We start from the raw sequence: 15,349 nt of genomic DNA, 5'->3' as shown, positions 1-15,349 counted from the left end.
GAGTAAGAAACCGTGATTTGGAGTCTCCCTGACGGACCACTATCTTTGCCGCAGCACTTTCGGTGTGCTGGGATTCGGGGAGTTGGCCCTGCCTGCCGATTACAAAGAGCCGCACCTTCTAGGGTAAAGCGGACTTAGGCATATGGGCTATGGGGTTTGTCTTGCAAGACTACCAGACGACACTTAGATCGCGTGCAACGCTGACCGGTACCGGCGTTCACAGCGGCAAACCGGTCACCGTCAATTTCCTCCCCGCGGACGCCGACACCGGCGTTGTCTTTCACCTTTCGACCGGAAGCGAGAGCCGCGAGTTCCGTGCTCTGGTCGCCGAAGTCGGCGCGACCGATCTCTGCACCATGCTTGGCGATCCGGCAGGCGAGCATATCGCCACCGTCGAACATCTGATGGCGACGCTCTTCGGGCTCGGCATCGACAACATCGTCATCGAGATCGACGGCCACGAGGTTCCGATCCTCGATGGTAGCGCAGTGGCGTTCGTTGAAGCCATCGACCAGGCCGGCATCGAGACGCTGGCGGTCAAGCGCCGCTACATCAGGGTGGTCAAGCCGGTCCGCATCGAGAACGGCGCCTCCTGGGCGGAATTCAGGCCCTATAGCGGCACCCGCTTCGAGGTCGAGATCGATTTCGAGAGCCCGGCGATCGGCCGTCAGCTGTTCGCCTCCGACATCAACCCCGACGTCTTCCGCCAGGACATTGCGCGCGCCCGCACCTTCGGTTTCATGAAGGATGTCGAGCGGCTGTGGGCGGCCGGCTATGCGCTGGGCTCCTCGCTGGAGAACTCGCTGGTGATCGGCGACGACAACCGGGTGATCAACATGGGCGGCCTGCGCTATCCCAATGAGTTTGCCCGCCACAAGACGATGGACGCAATGGGCGATCTGGCGCTGGCCGGCGCCCGCTTCATCGGCTGCTTCCGTTCCTATCGCGGTGGCCACCGGATGAATGCAGCGGCTTTGCGGCGCCTTTTGTCCGACCGTTCGGCCTTCGAGGTCGTCGAGACCACACGCCGCGAGCGTGGCCGCACGGCCGAGATGAGCGCCGTCACCGGGCCTGTCTTTGCGCCCTGGGTGATCTGATTCTTAACGATTTTCTGGCTTTCTGAGCGCTGGCTGGTGTTGCACGGATGCATCACCGGCCGGTGAAAGCACATAGCTTTAGGGGCAACACCAAGCCGCCACAAAAATGTGCGATTGGCTAGACATAGCGTTGCTGGGCTAGGCAGTTATGGTTTATGGCTGCTGCCGTCGATTAGACGCATGTCGCTCAAAAGTGGGGACCAGTTTTGAGGGAACGCCATGCGAAAGGCATTGAAATAACGCCGAAAGGGCGCAATCCAATCATGTTCTTCAAGCGAGTTGGTCAATTGAAAGCGCCGCATCGGGCTGTTTTCCTGGCGCTTTCGGTGGTTGTGCCGTCGCTGTTCCTCTCGGCCTGCATGTCGTCGGAGAAAGACGTCGATCTGTCGACCTATGTCGACCAGACCGAACCGGCCGACGTCCTTTACAATCAAGGCCTTGCCAATCTCAACGCCGGCCGCCTGGATGAGGCGAGCAAGAAGTTTGACGCCGTTGACCGCCAGCACCCCTATTCGGAGTGGGCCCGCAAATCGATGGTGATGGGCGCCTTTGCCGACTACCGCGCCGGCCACTATGACGAGGCGATCGGTTCGGCCAAGCGCTATCTCACGCTCTATCCGTCGACCGACGACGCCGCTTATGCCCAGTATATCATCGGCCTGAGCTATTACCGTCAGATCAAGGACGTCACCCAGGATCAGAAGGAAGCACGCCAGACTGTGCAGACGATGCAGGATCTGGTGACGCGCTGGCCGACCTCGGAATATGTCGACGACGCCAAGGAAAAGATCCGCTTTGCCAACGACCAGCTCGCCGGCAAGGAGATGCAGATCGGCCGCTATTATCTCGAGCGGCGTGAATACATCGCCGCGGTCAAGCGCTTCCGCAATGTGGTCGAGAACTATTCCTACACTCGCCATGTCGAGGAGGCGCTGGCGCGCCTGACCGAGAGCTACTACGCGATGGGTCTGACCTCGGAAGCACAGACGGCCGCGGCCGTGCTCGGCACCAACTATCCAGACAGCCAGTGGTACAAGGATTCCTACAAGCTCTTGCAGAGCAATGGGCTTGAGCCGCGCGAGAATGCCGGGTCGTGGATATCCAAGGCCGGAAAGCTGATCACCGGCGCCTGACGCCTCTACTGAAGCGGGCACAGCGCTTTTCGGATTGATCCGACGCTCAAACAAAAAGATAGTGCGGCGCTGCGACTCCAACGGTCGCATGCCGCATTGAGGCGCGTCGCGCCTTAGTCTTTTGTTTGTGCATGCCGTTGTCCCAAACCTCTCCGCTTTGGGGCGACATGCGATAGGTTCGGGTTCTGATGCTTTCCAGACTGTCGATCCGCGATATCGTCCTGATCGAGAAGCTGGATATCGACTTCCAGCCCGGCCTTTCCGTGCTGACCGGTGAAACCGGCGCCGGCAAATCCATCCTGCTCGACGCGCTGTCGCTGGCGCTTGGCGCGCGCGGCGACGCCTCGCTGGTGCGCCATGGCGCGGCCCAGGGGCAGGTGATTGCCGTGTTCGACGTGCCGCGCAACCATCCGGTGCGCGCCCTGCTGGCCGAAAACGCCATCGAGGATGACGGCGACATCATCCTGCGCCGACTGCAGACAGCGGATGGCCGCACGCGCGTCTTCGTCAACGACCAGCCGTCCAGCGTCACTCTGATGCGCGACATCGGCCACGCGCTGGTCGAGATTCACGGCCAGCACGATGAGCGCGCCCTGGTCGATCCCGGCGCGCATCGCGAATTGCTGGACAGTTTTGGCGGCCATCTCGGTGCTGCACGAGCGACGGGCGAGGCGTGGCGCTACTGGCGCGGCTGCGAGCAGGACTTTGCCCGGCACCGCGCCAAGGTCGAGGCGGCGGCGCGCGAGGCCGATTATCTCAGGGCTTCGGTGGCCGAGCTGGCGAAACTCGATCCGCAGCCCGGCGAGGAGACGCAGCTGGCGGAACTGCGCGCCACCATGATGCGGGCGGAGAAGATCGCCTCGGAAATACACGATGCGCAGGATGTGCTGTCAGGCCCGTCCTCGCCGCTGCCGCAGCTGGCCAGCCTGCTCAGGCGCCTGCAGCGCAAGGCGAGCGAAGCGCCAGGCCTACTCGAGGATGTGGTGAAGTCGCTGGATGAGGCGATGCTGTCGCTGGATGCGGCACAATCGGGCGTCGAGGCGGCGCTTCGCGCCACCGAATACGATCCGCAGCGGCTGGAGAAGGCGGAGGAGCGGCTGTTCTCGCTGCGTGCGGCCTCGCGCAAACACAGCGTCGCGGTCGACGATCTGGCGCAACTGCGCGACACCATGTCGGCCGACCTTGCCGATCTCGACGCCGGCGAAGAGCGCCTGCATGGGCTGGAGAAGCAGGCGGCCGCCGCGCGCGAGGCCTATGACATTTCGGCGGCCCAGCTGTCCTCGCTTCGCCATGCGGCGGCGGTCGGCCTCACCAAGGCTGTTATGGCCGAACTGCCGGCGTTGAAGCTCGAGCGGGCCGAGTTCATCGTCGGGCTGACCAGCGATGGCGAAAACCGCATGGAAGAAGGCATCGACCAGGTCGAGTTCTGGGTGCGCACCAATCCCGGCACAAGACCAGGCCCAATGATGAAGGTTGCGTCCGGCGGCGAGCTGTCACGTTTCCTGCTGGCGCTGAAAGTGGCGCTGGCCGATCGCGGCTCGGCGCCGACATTGGTGTTCGACGAAATCGACACCGGCGTCGGCGGCGCCGTGGCCGACGCCATCGGCCAGCGGCTGGCACGGCTGTCGAAGCGCGTGCAGGTGCTATCGGTCACCCATGCGCCGCAAGTGGCGGCGCGTGCGGCGACGCATTTCCTGATTTCCAAATCCGGCGGCTCGGACAAGGTTGCCACCGGCATCGCCGAGATGGACCGGGCGGCGCGCCAGGAAGAGATCGCGCGCATGCTGGCCGGCGCCACCATCACCGACGAAGCTCGTGCGGCTGCCGAGCGGCTCCTGCGCGAGAACACGGCCGCAGCTTAGGCCGTGCCGATATTCAGGTGAGGCCGGCCTGCGAAAGGCGGCTTCCTGCGCTTCCGGTGCTCACGTACCCGAAAGTACGCTCCGCTCCGGTTCTCGGAAGCCACCATTCTCAACTCGGCCTGACCTGAATCTCGACACGTCCTGGGTGCCTGATCCTCCATGCGTGGAATCTGAGTCAGCAAATGACTGCATGCTCCTGTTCGGGAATGATTTTTCCAAAATCCTGATTTATGGTGGCGCGCCACTGTCCAGGGATCGCCGCATGTCTGAAAAACCAGTCGAATCGTTGAGCGAAAGCGAAGCCGCGGATGAGCTTGCGCGGCTGGCCGAGGAGATCGCCGGCCATGACCGGCGCTACCACGCCGAGGACGCGCCGACGATTACCGACGCCGAATACGATGCGCTGCGGCGGCGCAACCTTGCCATCGAGGAGCGCTTTCCCGGTCTGGTGCGCGAGGATTCGCCCTCGCTGCGGGTCGGTGCCGCGCCGGCCGAAGGCTTTGCCAAGGTGCGCCATGCGGTGCCGATGCTCAGCCTGGCCAAGGCCTATACCGACGAGGATGTCACCGATTTCATCGACCGTGGCCGGCGCTTCTTCGACCGCGACAAGGATCTCGACATCGCCTTTACGGCCGAGCCGAAGATCGACGGTCTGTCGGCGTCGCTGCGCTATGAGCGTGGCGTGTTTGTACAGGGTGCCACGCGCGGCGACGGCGCTGTCGGCGAAGACATCACGGCCAATCTCAGGACCATCGCCGACATCCCGGCGAAGCTGAAAGGATCGGGCTGGCCCGAGACCATCGAGATCCGTGGCGAGGTCTACATGACCTATGCCGAGTTCGAGGCGCTGAAGGCGCGCTCGGCCGCAGTGGGCGGCCAGGACTATGTCAATCCGCGCAACACGGCTGCCGGATCGCTGCGCCAGAAGGATGCCTCTGTCACCGCCAGCCGCAACCTTAGATTTTTCGCCTATGCCTGGGGCTACACGTCTGCGGACCCAGCGCCGACGCAGTACGAATCCGTGCAGAAATTCGCGGAGTGGGGCTTCAAGGTCAGCCCGCTGATGGTGCGGGCGAAGTCGGTCGAGGAGCTGATCTCGCAGTATCACAAGATCGAGGAGCTGCGCTCGTCGCTCGGCTACGACATCGATGGCGTCGTCTACAAGGTCGACCAGCTGGAATTGCAGCGTCGCTGGGGCTTCGTCACCGGCGAGCCGCGCTGGGCGGTCGCGCACAAATTCCCGGCCGAACAGGCGATGACGACGGTGCAGAAGATCGACATCCAGGTTGGCCGCACCGGCACGTTGGCGCCGGTCGCGCGGCTGGCGCCGGTCACGGTCGGCGGCGTGGTGGTCGAAAACGTCACGCTGCACAATGAGGATTACATCAAGGGCTTCGACAGCAACGGCCTGCCGATTCGCGACGGCATCGATGTGCGCATCGGTGATACGGTTGTCATACAACGGGCGGGCGACGTCATTCCGCAGATCGTCAGCGTCGTCATCGACAAGCGGCCGGGCGATGCCGTGCCCTACGAATTCCCGCATACCTGTCCGGTCTGCGGCTCGCCGGCGACGCGCGAAATCAACGAGAAGACCGGCAAGGAGGATTCGCGCCGGCGCTGCACTGGCGAGCTGATCTGCGCCGCGCAGGCCGTGGAGCGGCTGCGCCATTTCGTCTCGCGCGGGGCGCTCGACATCGAGGGACTGGGCGCCGAAAACATCGACCTGTTCTTCAATTCGGGTCTGGTCAAGACCGCCGCCGATATCTTCACGCTCAGGGATCGCCGGCCGGCCGTCACCCGGGCGCTGGCCGAGCGGCGCGAGGAACAGGCCAGGCAGCGGGAGGCGGCATCGGGCAAGGCGCGCAAGAATGTGCGCGGTGTCGAGGACCGCAATTATGAGGGCCTCGACAAGCTTTTCGCGGCCATCGATTCGCGCCGCGAGCCGGAGCTCGACCGTTTCATCTTTGCGCTCGGCATCCGCCATATCGGCGAAACCACGGCAGCGGTGCTTGCCAAGACCTTCTCGACCATCGAGGAGCTGATCCGCGTCGGCAAGGAGACCGCTGCGGCCGAGGACCCGCACAGCGTTTTCCCCTCGATCAACGGCATCGGTGACACGGTGATCGATGCGCTGCGCGATTTCTTCGGCAATGAGCGCAATGACGACGTGCTCGACAGATTGCTCGAGCAGGTCAAGCCGAAGCCGTATATCGTCACCGTTTCGGCCGACAGCGAGGTTGCCGGCAAGACCATCGTCTTCACCGGCACGCTGGAAAAGATGACCCGCTCCGAAGCCAAGGCGATGGCCGAACGGCTCGGCGCCAAGGTGGCGGGTTCGGTGTCGGCGAAGACGGATCTTTTGGTGGCCGGGCCGGGTGCCGGCTCCAAACTGAAGCAGGCAACCGAACTCGGCGTCGAAGTCATCGACGAGGACACCTGGCTGCAACGGGTCGGCAAGGCATGACCGGCGGTTCGTTCAAAGGGTTTGGCCAAAAGGCCATCCCGTTCCTGAAGGCGCTCGATTTCCACCAGAGCCGCGAATGGTTCCAGGAGAACCGTGGGCTTTACGACAGCGAATTGCATGAGCCGTTCTGCGACCTGGTCGAGACGCTGACGGAGCGCTTGGCGGCGGCGGGGCTCGGCCTGCGCGGCGACCGCAAGAAGTCGCTGTTCCGCATCAACCGCGACGTGCGCTTCGCCAAGGACAAGCGGCCCTACAACCAGCATCTGTCGGCCATGCTGTCCCCGGACGGCACCAAGATGGAGCAGGGCGTGTTCTTCGTCTATGTCGGGGTCGACCGCTGCTTTGCCGACGTTGCCTGGTGGAACCCGGAGCCGCCGCTGCTGCTGGCAATGCGCAAGGCCATTATCGCCCGGCCAGCCGAGTTCCGAAAACTTCTTTCAACGCTGAAGAAAAACGGCTTCGAACTCGAAACGGAAGGCCGCTTGAAGCGCACGCCGCGCGGCTTCGAGCAGGTCAACGAACCCGATCTTGTCGACGCCATCCGCAACCGGCACTTCTATGTCCAGCACATGATCAATCCGGCTGGAATTCACGCGCCAACGCTGGTCGACGAGCTTGTCGATTTTACCTTGCGCGCCAAACCGCTGCTCGACTGGGGCAGGGCGATCCAGGGGACGGCGCCGCGGGGCTAGGTGCGCGGCTACATCCGCATCAAAAGACCGCCGTCGACGGCGAGTTCGATGCCGGTGATGTAGCTCGCTGCGTCGGAAAGCAGGAAGAGCGCGGCATTGGCCATGTCCTGCGGCGTGCCGATGCGGCCGAGCGGAGTGTAGTCGGCAACGGCAGCGCGCTTCTCCTCGGTGTCCCAGCGCGCCTGCAGCGGCGTCAGCGCCATGCCCGGGCAGATCGAATTGGAGCGGATGCCATCGCTCGCCAGCTGCATGGCCAGCGACTTTGACAGCGCGCAGACGCCGGCCTTGGAGGCCTGGTAGGCGTCCTGCGGTTTGAGATCGCCGCGATACCACTGGATGGTGGAAAAATGCACCATGGCGCCGCCGCGCCCGCCGGCGCGCATATGCGGAACGACAGCCCGTGCGGTGTGGACGAAGGATTTCAGATTGATGTTGAAGACCTGATCCCAGACGTCGAGATCCATTTCGAGGGCCGACTTGTCGCGGCCGAACCAGAGCACGCCTGCGACATTGGCGAGATAGTCGATGCGGCCACGTGCGCGGCCGGCAGCATTGATGGTCTGTTCGACAAAGGCGGCGTCGGTGAGGTCGCCCTGGGCGAAGGTGAGCTTGTCGTCATAGGCGGCAAGCGAGGCCGGCCGCGGCTTGATGTCGATGGCGGTGACGGAGCCGCCGGCCTCGAGCAACGCCAGCGTGATCGCCTCACCCATGCCGCCGCCGGCGCCGGTGACGACGGCATGCCTGCCGGTGAAATCATAAGCGATCATCTGAAACCCCTTCGCGCCCCGCAACCTGTTGCATCAGTTTCGCTGATTTGTTGGCTCAAGCGAATTCGTCTGACTTTTCAAGCGTTGGCTCCTACATAGCAGCGCGATTGGGAAATGTGACATGTCGGCAGAGACCTTAACCGAAAAATCTGTGGCCAGCGATTTCTGGGACGGCGTGCGGCTGTCGATGCCGGTGGTGGTCGCCGCGGCGCCGTTTGGGCTGCTGTTCGGCGCCATCGCCGTCGACAATGGCTTTTCCGTTCTCGAAGCGACTTTGATGAGCGCCTTGATCTTCGGCGGCGCCAGCCAGATGGTCGGCATCGAATTGTTCGGCCAGCATGTCGCGCCATGGCTGATCGTGCTGTCGATCTTCGCGGTCAATTTCCGTCACGTGCTTTACTCCGCCAGCATCGGCCGGCGCATCGCGCACTGGCCTGTTATCCAGCAGGCGCTGGGCTATTTCGTGCTCACCGATCCGCAGTTCGCGGTGGCCGAGCGCAAGGCCGAAGCCGGCGAGACCGTTGGCTTTGCCTGGTATATGGGGCTTGGCCTGCCGGTCTATGTGTTCTGGGCGATCGAAAGTGCGCTGGGCGCGGTGTTCGGCAAGCTGATCCCGGACACGCACGCGCTCGGCATCGATTTCCTGCTGCCGATCTATTTCCTTGGCCTGGTCATGGGCTTTCGCAAGCGGCCGCTGTGGCTGCCGGTGGTGATCGCAAGTGCGGCCGCCTCGATCGTCGCCTACAAGACGGTGGGCTCGCCCTGGCACGTCTCCATCGGCGCCGTTGCCGGCGTGCTTCTGGCCGTTATCTTGCCGCCGCACCATAGCGGCGTGGAGGCAAAGCGATGAGCACCACCTTCTGGATCATCATTGCCGGTGCGATCGCCACCTATCTCACCCGCGTCGGCGGCCATCTGGTGATCTCGCGCTTCGACCACATCCATCCGCGTGTCGAGGCGGGTTTAAACGCTGTACCGGCGGCGGTGCTGACGACGCTGGTGGCACCGGCGGCTCTTGGCGCCGGGCCGGCGGAATGGGCGGCGCTGGTAGTCGCCGCTGTGGTCTCGCTGCGCGGCGGGTTGATGGCGATGTTTTTGGCCGGGGCGGCGGTGTTGATTCTTGCCCGGCAGTTCGTGGGATAGGGAACCTGCCGGCACGACAGTTTCGAACTGTCGGCGCTGCCCCTCATTGCCCTGCCGGGCATTTCTCCCCGTAAACGGGGAGAAAGAGGCTCTCGTCAGATCTTGGCGTCGTGCGGCAGCGGCGCTGTCGCCTTCTCCAGCCAGGCCAGCGTCTCGCCATCGAGCATCGGGCCGATCTCGGCCAACACCCAGGCATGGTAAGTATCCAGCCAGTGCAGTTCCTCGCGCGTCAACAGGTCGGTGCGTATCAGCCTGACGTCGATCGGCGCCAGCGTCAGCGTCTCGAAGCTGTGCATGGCGATGTCGCCGCCTTCGACCGCTTCGGCCGGCGTCACCAGGATCAGGTTCTCGATGCGGATGCCGTAGGAGCCTTCCTTGTAATAGCCGGGCTCGTTGGAGAGCATCATGCCGGCGAGCAGTTTTTCGGTGCCGGTGCGGGCGATGCGCTGCGGACCCTCATGCACGGCGAGATAGGAGCCGACGCCATGGCCGGTGCCGTGGGCGAAGTCGCAGCCATGCTTCCACAGCGCCATGCGCGCCACTGCGTCGATCTCGGAGCCGCGCGTGCCGGCGGGAAAGCGCAGCGTCGAAATGCCGATCATGCCTTTCAGCACCAGGGTGAAACGCTCGCGCATCTCTTCGGTTGGCTGGCCGATGGGTACGGTGCGGGTGATATCGGTGGTGCCGTCCTGATACTGGGCGCCGGAATCGAGCAGGAACAGCTCGCCTGTTGCCAGCTTGCGGTTGGTGGCGCGCGACACGCGGTAATGCATGATGGCGCCGTTCGGACCGGCGCCGGAAATGGTGTCGAAGGAGACATCGCGCAGCGGCATCTGCGTTTCCTCGCCGGTCTGCCGGCGCGTCTCTTCCAGTTTGGTGACGACGGTTATTTCGTCGAGCGAGCCCGGCTTCTGCCGCTCCAGCCAACACAGCAGCTTGGCGACGGCCGCGCCGTCACGGCGATGCGCGGCGCGGCTGCCGGCGATTTCGGCGGGATTTTTGGTGGCGCGCGGAATGCGGGCGGGATCGGGCGCGGCAACAAAGGTGCCGCCATTGTCCTCGACCAGCATTCTGAGCTTCTCCGCCGCCAGCACCGGGTCGAGCGCGATTTTTGCGCCACCCTTGGCAAGGGCGACGACCGCCGCCTCGAATTCGCCGGGCTCGTGCAAATCGGCAAGCTGGGTGAGATAGGCGGCGACGGTGCGCGAAAACTTGCGCTGGTCCATGAACAACTGGTGCTTGCCGTCGGCGGCGAGGATCGCGAAGCCGAGCGCCAGCGGCGTGTGCGGCACGTCGCCGCCGCGAATGTTGAAGGCCCAGGCAATCGAGGAGGGGTCGGTGAGCACGGCGTGCGTGGCGCCGTCCTTGCCGATTGCCGCCGCCAGCCGCGCCAGCTTGTCCTTCGCCAGTTCGCCGGCAAAGCCGATCGGGTGGATTTCGACCGGCGCCACCGGCGGTGCCGGCTGATCCTTCCAGATGATGTCGATCGGGTTCTTGTCGAGCGGCACCAGCGTCGCGCCGGATTGCGCGGCCGAGGCTTGAAGCGCCTTGACCTCATTGATCGTGTGCAGCCAGGGGTCGAAGCCAAGCCTGGCGCCCTTGCCGAGATTGTCCTTGATCCAGACAGCGGGCGGATTGTCGACGAGGCTCTCGATGGCAAAAATGTCGAGATCGACTTCGTGGCGCACCTGCAGCGTGTAGCGGCCGTCGACGAACATGAAGGCACGGTCGCGCAGCACGAGGGCGACACCGGCCGAACCGCTGAAGCCGGTCAGCCATTTCAGCCGCGCCGAGCGGTCGGCGACATATTCGCCCTGGTGTTCGTCGGCGCGAGGCACGAGGAAACCGTCCAGGCCATTGTCCGCCAGCCATTGCCGCAGCAGTTTCACGCGCGGCTTGCCGACGCTGGGATCGCCAGCGGAGTCAAAGGTCTGGAACATGGCTGGTTTCCTCCTGTACTTGGCGCGACCGTAGCGCATGGCCCGGAAAACCGGAATCGATTTTCGATGTCCGAAACAGCCCGGGATTGGTCCAGTTCAGTGCTTAAGGTGGATGGTTACCCAGCCTTCGCGATGCAAGGTCCTGACATGGCGGAAATTCTGGCCGACATAGGCCGAGATCACCGCGTTGCACTGGCGATCGAGAATGCCGGACAGCACGATCGAGCCGCCGAGGCTGATATGCTTGGCCATTTCCGGCGCCAGCCGCATCAGCGGCCGCGCCAAGATGTTGGCGACGATCAAGTCGAAAGGCGCGCGCTTGCCGAAGATCGGGTGGTGGAAGCCGGGCGCCGTCACTGTTTCGACCAGCGACTTGACGTGGTTGAGGCGGGCATTGGCGGCGGCGACCCTGACGGCGATCGGATCGATGTCGGTCGCCAGCACCGGAACATGCGCCAGCTTGGCAACCGCAATCGCCAGCACCGCGCTGCCGGTGCCGAGGTCGAGAGCATTTTTCGGATGCTCGCGCCGCACGACCCGTTCCAGCATTTCCAGGCAGCCGGCCGTGGTGCCGTGATGGCCGGTGCCGAAGGCAAGGCCGGCCTCGATCTCGATGGCGAGTTCGCCGCTATGGCGCTTGCGGCGGTCATGCGCGCCATGGACGAAGAAACGTCCGGCGCGCACCGGCTTCAGCCCTTCCAGCGAACGCGCCACCCAATCGATGTCGGGCAACACCTCGCGTTCGACCGGCTTCGATAGCGAAAGCTCGGCAAGGAGGTCTTTCAGCCTTGCCTCGACCGCGTCGACATCGCCATCGGCGTAGAGCGAGACTTCGTGAATGTCGCGGTCTTCGTCGACCTCAAGCACGGCGAGTGGCAGGCCTTCATCCTCGAAAGCCAGTTCGAGCGCGGCGAAGATGCGGTCGGCCTCGACCTTTCCGGTCGTGAAATGGAGCCTGGTCTGTCCCATCAGCCTTGGGCGCCTGCCGCCAACCGTTTCAGCTTGGCAATCGCCGTATCGGCGCTCTCACCGTAAGCGATCGTACCGGAGAATTCGCCCTTGGCATTGAGCAGCAGCACAGAGGCGGTGTGGTCCATCGTGTAGTCGCCGTCGCCGGTGTCGACCTTCTTCCAGTAGATGGCGAACGATTTCGCCATCGCGTGCACCTTGTCGGGATCGCCCGAAATGCCGACGATGCGGTCGGAAAAATTGCTGACATAGGTTTTCATCACCTCGGGCGTGTCGCGCTCGGGGTCGACGGTCACGAAATAGGCGTTGAGGTTCTTGCCGTCGTCGCCCAGGGTCTTCAGCCAACCGGCCAGCTCGAAAAGCGTGGTCGGGCAGACTTCCGGACAATGGGTGAAGCCGAAGAAGACGACGCTGGGATGGCCTCTGAACGCAGCTTCCGTGATCGGTCCGCCTTTCTGGTCGACCAGCGCGAACGGCGCGCCGAACGGTTCGCCGCCATAATGGCCCTTGTACCAGTCGAAGGTGAGCCAGCCGATGCCGGCCGCCATCAGAACGAGAATGCCGACCAGGATTGCACGCATCATCGGGAAGTGTCCGTCGTGATTTTGATGGACGCCGGATTGGCGCCTGCGGCGGAAGTCTTAGCCGGTAGCGGCGGTCAAGGCAAAGATGCCGCGTTGCCGCAACCCGCTCTCGATGCGGCCGGAGTTACCAAACCGTAATTTGACCGATTCGAGCCCCTACCTATCTTGCCGATCTGTTCTCTTGCCGTGGAACCAGTCAATGTCGGATATGTCCGTTGCTTCCTATTCGAAAACCCAGATCGGGCTGCATTGGAGCATTGCTGCCCTGATCCTGATCCAGTTCCTCGCCCATGACGGCATGGAGCATGTCTGGCGTGCCTTTCGCAGGGGGCAGGAGGCGTCGCCCGGTGATATGCCGCTGGCCTATATGCATGTCGTGATCGGCCTGGCGGTGCTGGTCCTGGCTGCGTGGCGGGTCTGGCTCAGGGCGACGCGCGGCGTTCCACCGGTGTCGGGCATGGAACATCCGGCGTTGAAACTGCTCGCCAAGGCGACGCATTTCGTCATCTACGCCCTCATCTTCATCGTGCCGCTCTCCGGCGCCGCCGCATGGTTTCTTGGTGTGCCAGGGGCAAGTCTGGTGCATGTGCTGGGCAAGAACATCCTGCTCTATGTGGTGCTCTTGCATACGGCAGGCGCGCTGATTCAGCATTTTTTCTTCAAGACCGATGTGCTGCGGCGGATGCTGGCATTCCGGCAGGCTTAGCTTGCAAAGCAAGGCAGTTCGCCCCACCTGTGGGTCGGCAACCAGAACCTGAGGAGGCTACGTTGCAGAGACGGATTGGGCGAAAACTGATCGGTGGCGCATTGGCCGCATGCATCGCCCTTGGCGCCGGTGCTGCCGCGGCCGAGGAAGTCGGCAAGGTCGGCGTCGACTGGCTCGGCAACGACATCATCGTCGAGGCGATCAAGGACCCGAAGGTCGACGGCATCACCTGCCACGTCTCCTATTTCGACCGCGGCGTCATCGACCGGCTGCAGAAAGGCAACTGGTTCGAGGACCCGTCGGATTCCTCGATCTCCTGTCGCCAGACCGGCCCGATCACCATCGGCGACATCGACATGAGCGAAGGCGGCGAAGAGGTGTTCAAGCAAGGCATCAGCCTGATCTGGAAGAAGCAGGTGGTGAACCGTATCTACGACAAGAAAAACGAGACGCTGATCTACCTCTCGCATTCGCGCCAGGTGCAGGACGGCTCGGCGAAAATGTCGGTGACCACCGTGCCGTTGTTCGGCCAGAGCGTGGTGTGGACCAACGGCCAGCCGAAATAGGGCCGTTACTCCTGACGCGACAATTGCTTCCGCAATTGCGCGGGGGTAAAGCCGCGAGATGGACCGTACCGAAAACCTTGTCCTCAAAGACCCGGAACCGCGCATCCACCCGACCGCGGAGCTGAAGGCGTGCAAGCTCGGCCGCTATGCCTCGATCGGCGAGCGGGTCGTGTTGCGCGAGGTCAATGTCGGCGATTTCTCCTATTTCGAGCGCCACGCCGAAGCGATCTACACGACGATCGGAAAATTCTGCTCGATCGCCGCCAACAGCCGCATCAATGCGCTGGAGCATCCGATCGAGCGGGTGACACAGCACAAGCTCAGCTATCGGCCAAACGAATACTTCCGCTGGCTGGGCGTCGACGCGGCGTTTCGCGAGCGGCGGCAGGCCAAGGCTGTCAGCATCGGCAACGATGTCTGGATCGGCCATGGCGCGGTCATCATGCCTGGCATCAGCATCGGCAATGGCGCCATCGTCGGCGCCAATGCGGTGGTGACCAAGGATGTGCCGGCTTACACGATCGTCGCCGGCGTGCCGGCGAAGCCATTGCGCCGGCGTTTTCCCGCTGAGATCGCGGCGCGGATCGAAAGCCTCGCCTGGTGGGATTGGCCGCCGGAGAAACTGGCGAAAGCGGTTCCCGAGATGCAGGCCCTGGCGATCGAGGATTTTCTCGACCGCTGGGAACAGGAGCCTTCCTAGCGCAGCGCTCTCCGCCAGGAGCCCCTTCCGCTATGCGGGGGTGGCGCAGCGGAAGGGGCTTTGGAGGTAAACCGCTGTGAAGCGGAAGGAACAGGCTCTCCGGCCTGCACAAGGACTATGGCAACAAACCCATAAGGCGGCTTTTCCCGGCGCTGCGCTTTTGGCGTGTGTTCAATTGCATCGGCGATATCGCGCGCGACAGGGAACCCGGAGCGGCTGCCGATTGTTTCTTGCTGAGCGACGAACGCGGCTCCCATCGGGAGCTCTTGAGGGATTTTGAATTGGAAAAGCTGTTTACCAGGATCGCCAACTTCGTTGCCCATCTGGCCGGGCTGCCGCTGACCTTTGTCGGCTGCTGCGCGATCGTTATCGTCTGGGCGGCCAGCGGGCCGTTCTTCGGCTTCTCCGATACGTGGCAACTGGTCATCAACACGGGAACGACGATCATCACTTTCCTGATGGTGTTCCTGATCCAGAACACGCAAAACCGCGATGGCGCCGCGGTCCAGGCCAAGCTCGACGAACTGATCCGGGTCAGCGAGGGGCACAACAATTTCATCGGCATCGAGCATCTGACCGAAACCGAGGTCGAGGAAATCAGAGACAAATGCGAACGGGCGGCGAAACGACATGACACCGAGATCGCCGAACTGGCCGCCAAGAAAGCGGTGACGCAGAAGCGCACTGCGAAAAAGCGCGCTGCTTGAGTCTCAGCTTTGCGTG

General features: G+C 63.4%; 15 protein-coding genes. 11 read left to right on the top strand and 4 right to left on the bottom strand.

Going from position 1 to position 15,349, the window contains the following annotated elements; genetic code table 11:
• Positions 1-149: 149 nt before the first annotated feature.
• The 5 genes from lpxC (at position 150) to AC1DYC_RS10405 (ending at position 7,251) form a co-directional block, all read left to right on the top strand.
• Positions 150-1,097 (top strand): UDP-3-O-acyl-N-acetylglucosamine deacetylase, encoded by a 948-nt coding sequence (gene lpxC / locus AC1DYC_RS10425; RefSeq protein ID WP_112560392.1) that lies wholly within the window; start codon positions 150-152, stop codon positions 1,095-1,097.
• A 263-nt stretch (positions 1,098-1,360) separates the two neighbouring features.
• On the top strand, positions 1,361-2,230 hold the full coding sequence (locus tag AC1DYC_RS10420) for an outer membrane protein assembly factor BamD (RefSeq protein ID WP_477405997.1): 870 nt from the start codon (positions 1,361-1,363) through the stop codon (positions 2,228-2,230).
• A 188-nt stretch (positions 2,231-2,418) separates the two neighbouring features.
• Positions 2,419-4,092, top strand: a complete 1,674-nt coding sequence (recN, locus tag AC1DYC_RS10415) for a DNA repair protein RecN (RefSeq protein WP_477405995.1) — start codon at positions 2,419-2,421, stop codon at positions 4,090-4,092.
• Positions 4,093-4,354: 262 nt separating this feature from the next.
• Positions 4,355-6,559, top strand: coding sequence for an NAD-dependent DNA ligase LigA (ligA, locus tag AC1DYC_RS10410; RefSeq protein WP_477405993.1), 2,205 nt, complete (start codon positions 4,355-4,357; stop codon positions 6,557-6,559).
• The gene (locus AC1DYC_RS10405; protein WP_477405991.1) at positions 6,556-7,251 is read left to right on the top strand and encodes a DUF2461 domain-containing protein; all 696 of its coding nucleotides are present in this window, start codon (positions 6,556-6,558) and stop codon (positions 7,249-7,251) included. Before ligA ends, AC1DYC_RS10405 begins: the two co-directional genes overlap by 4 nt.
• Positions 7,252-7,259: 8 nt before the next feature.
• Here the strand turns inward: AC1DYC_RS10405 and AC1DYC_RS10400 are convergent, their stop codons facing one another.
• Positions 7,260-8,018, bottom strand: a complete 759-nt coding sequence (locus tag AC1DYC_RS10400) for an SDR family NAD(P)-dependent oxidoreductase (protein WP_477405989.1) — start codon at positions 8,016-8,018, stop codon at positions 7,260-7,262.
• Positions 8,019-8,139: 121 nt separating this feature from the next.
• Here AC1DYC_RS10400 and AC1DYC_RS10395 point away from each other — a divergent pair, with 121 nt between their 5' ends.
• Together AC1DYC_RS10395 and AC1DYC_RS10390 are read left to right on the top strand one after the other, a co-directional pair.
• Positions 8,140-8,868 carry an AzlC family ABC transporter permease gene (locus tag AC1DYC_RS10395; protein WP_477405987.1) on the top strand — a complete coding sequence of 243 codons (729 nt, stop codon included), beginning with the start codon at positions 8,140-8,142 and terminating at the stop codon, positions 8,866-8,868.
• The gene (locus AC1DYC_RS10390; RefSeq protein WP_477405985.1) at positions 8,865-9,161 is read left to right on the top strand and encodes an AzlD family protein; all 297 of its coding nucleotides are present in this window, start codon (positions 8,865-8,867) and stop codon (positions 9,159-9,161) included. Before AC1DYC_RS10395 ends, AC1DYC_RS10390 begins: the two co-directional genes overlap by 4 nt.
• Before the next feature lie 95 nt (positions 9,162-9,256).
• Here the strand turns inward: AC1DYC_RS10390 and AC1DYC_RS10385 are convergent, their stop codons facing one another.
• The 3 genes from AC1DYC_RS10385 to AC1DYC_RS10375 all read right to left on the bottom strand — a co-directional run bounded on the left by AC1DYC_RS10385 (position 9,257) and on the right by AC1DYC_RS10375 (position 12,654).
• Complete coding sequence (locus tag AC1DYC_RS10385) at positions 9,257-11,101, bottom strand: aminopeptidase P family protein (RefSeq protein ID WP_477405984.1); 1,845 nt, start codon at positions 11,099-11,101, stop codon at positions 9,257-9,259.
• 96 nt (positions 11,102-11,197) lie between these two features.
• On the bottom strand, positions 11,198-12,070 hold the full coding sequence (locus tag AC1DYC_RS10380) for a 50S ribosomal protein L11 methyltransferase (RefSeq protein ID WP_477405982.1): 873 nt from the start codon (positions 12,068-12,070) through the stop codon (positions 11,198-11,200).
• A complete protein-coding gene (locus tag AC1DYC_RS10375) occupies positions 12,070-12,654 on the bottom strand; it encodes an SCO family protein (RefSeq protein WP_477405980.1) in 585 nt (194 codons plus the stop codon). The genes AC1DYC_RS10380 and AC1DYC_RS10375 overlap by 1 nt, the downstream gene beginning before the upstream one ends.
• A gap of 199 nt (positions 12,655-12,853) precedes the next feature.
• Here AC1DYC_RS10375 and AC1DYC_RS10370 point away from each other — a divergent pair, with 199 nt between their 5' ends.
• The 4 genes from AC1DYC_RS10370 to AC1DYC_RS10355 all read left to right on the top strand — a co-directional run bounded on the left by AC1DYC_RS10370 (position 12,854) and on the right by AC1DYC_RS10355 (position 15,333).
• Positions 12,854-13,360: a cytochrome b gene (locus AC1DYC_RS10370; protein ID WP_477405978.1), complete on the top strand. Its 507-nt coding sequence runs from the start codon at positions 12,854-12,856 to the stop codon at positions 13,358-13,360.
• Positions 13,361-13,422: 62 nt separating this feature from the next.
• Entirely contained in the window at positions 13,423-13,926 is a 504-nt protein-coding gene (locus AC1DYC_RS10365; protein WP_477405976.1) for a CreA family protein, read from the top strand.
• A gap of 58 nt (positions 13,927-13,984) precedes the next feature.
• Complete coding sequence (locus AC1DYC_RS10360; protein ID WP_477405974.1) at positions 13,985-14,626, top strand: DapH/DapD/GlmU-related protein; 642 nt, start codon at positions 13,985-13,987, stop codon at positions 14,624-14,626.
• Between the two features lie 281 nt (positions 14,627-14,907).
• Positions 14,908-15,333, top strand: coding sequence for a low affinity iron permease family protein (locus AC1DYC_RS10355; protein ID WP_477405972.1), 426 nt, complete (start codon positions 14,908-14,910; stop codon positions 15,331-15,333).
• The last annotated feature ends 16 nt before the right edge of the window (positions 15,334-15,349 follow it).

It is taken from the genome of Mesorhizobium sp. P2_E7 (assembly GCF_056403855.1).
This window is presented reverse-complemented; position numbering and strand designations above follow the sequence as displayed.

Excerpts from the sequence above, each read along its gene's own strand:
- AC1DYC_RS10400 (WP_477405989.1), bottom strand. The coding sequence starts at position 8,018 with ATGATCGCTTATGATTTCACCGGCAGGCATGCCGTCGTCACCGGCGCC.
- ligA (WP_477405993.1), top strand. The coding sequence starts at position 4,355 with ATGTCTGAAAAACCAGTCGAATCGTTGAGCGAAAGCGAAGCCGCGGAT.
- AC1DYC_RS10360 (WP_477405974.1), top strand. The coding sequence starts at position 13,985 with ATGGACCGTACCGAAAACCTTGTCCTCAAAGACCCGGAACCGCGCATC.
- AC1DYC_RS10405 (WP_477405991.1), top strand. The coding sequence starts at position 6,556 with ATGACCGGCGGTTCGTTCAAAGGGTTTGGCCAAAAGGCCATCCCGTTC.
- lpxC (WP_112560392.1), top strand. The coding sequence starts at position 150 with ATGGGGTTTGTCTTGCAAGACTACCAGACGACACTTAGATCGCGTGCA.
- AC1DYC_RS10375 (WP_477405980.1), bottom strand. The coding sequence starts at position 12,654 with ATGATGCGTGCAATCCTGGTCGGCATTCTCGTTCTGATGGCGGCCGGC.
- AC1DYC_RS10390 (WP_477405985.1), top strand. The coding sequence starts at position 8,865 with ATGAGCACCACCTTCTGGATCATCATTGCCGGTGCGATCGCCACCTAT.
- AC1DYC_RS10395 (WP_477405987.1), top strand. The coding sequence starts at position 8,140 with ATGTCGGCAGAGACCTTAACCGAAAAATCTGTGGCCAGCGATTTCTGG.
- AC1DYC_RS10420 (WP_477405997.1), top strand. The coding sequence starts at position 1,361 with ATGTTCTTCAAGCGAGTTGGTCAATTGAAAGCGCCGCATCGGGCTGTT.
- AC1DYC_RS10385 (WP_477405984.1), bottom strand. The coding sequence starts at position 11,101 with ATGTTCCAGACCTTTGACTCCGCTGGCGATCCCAGCGTCGGCAAGCCG.
- AC1DYC_RS10370 (WP_477405978.1), top strand. The coding sequence starts at position 12,854 with ATGTCGGATATGTCCGTTGCTTCCTATTCGAAAACCCAGATCGGGCTG.
- AC1DYC_RS10380 (WP_477405982.1), bottom strand. The coding sequence starts at position 12,070 with ATGGGACAGACCAGGCTCCATTTCACGACCGGAAAGGTCGAGGCCGAC.
- recN (WP_477405995.1), top strand. The coding sequence starts at position 2,419 with ATGCTTTCCAGACTGTCGATCCGCGATATCGTCCTGATCGAGAAGCTG.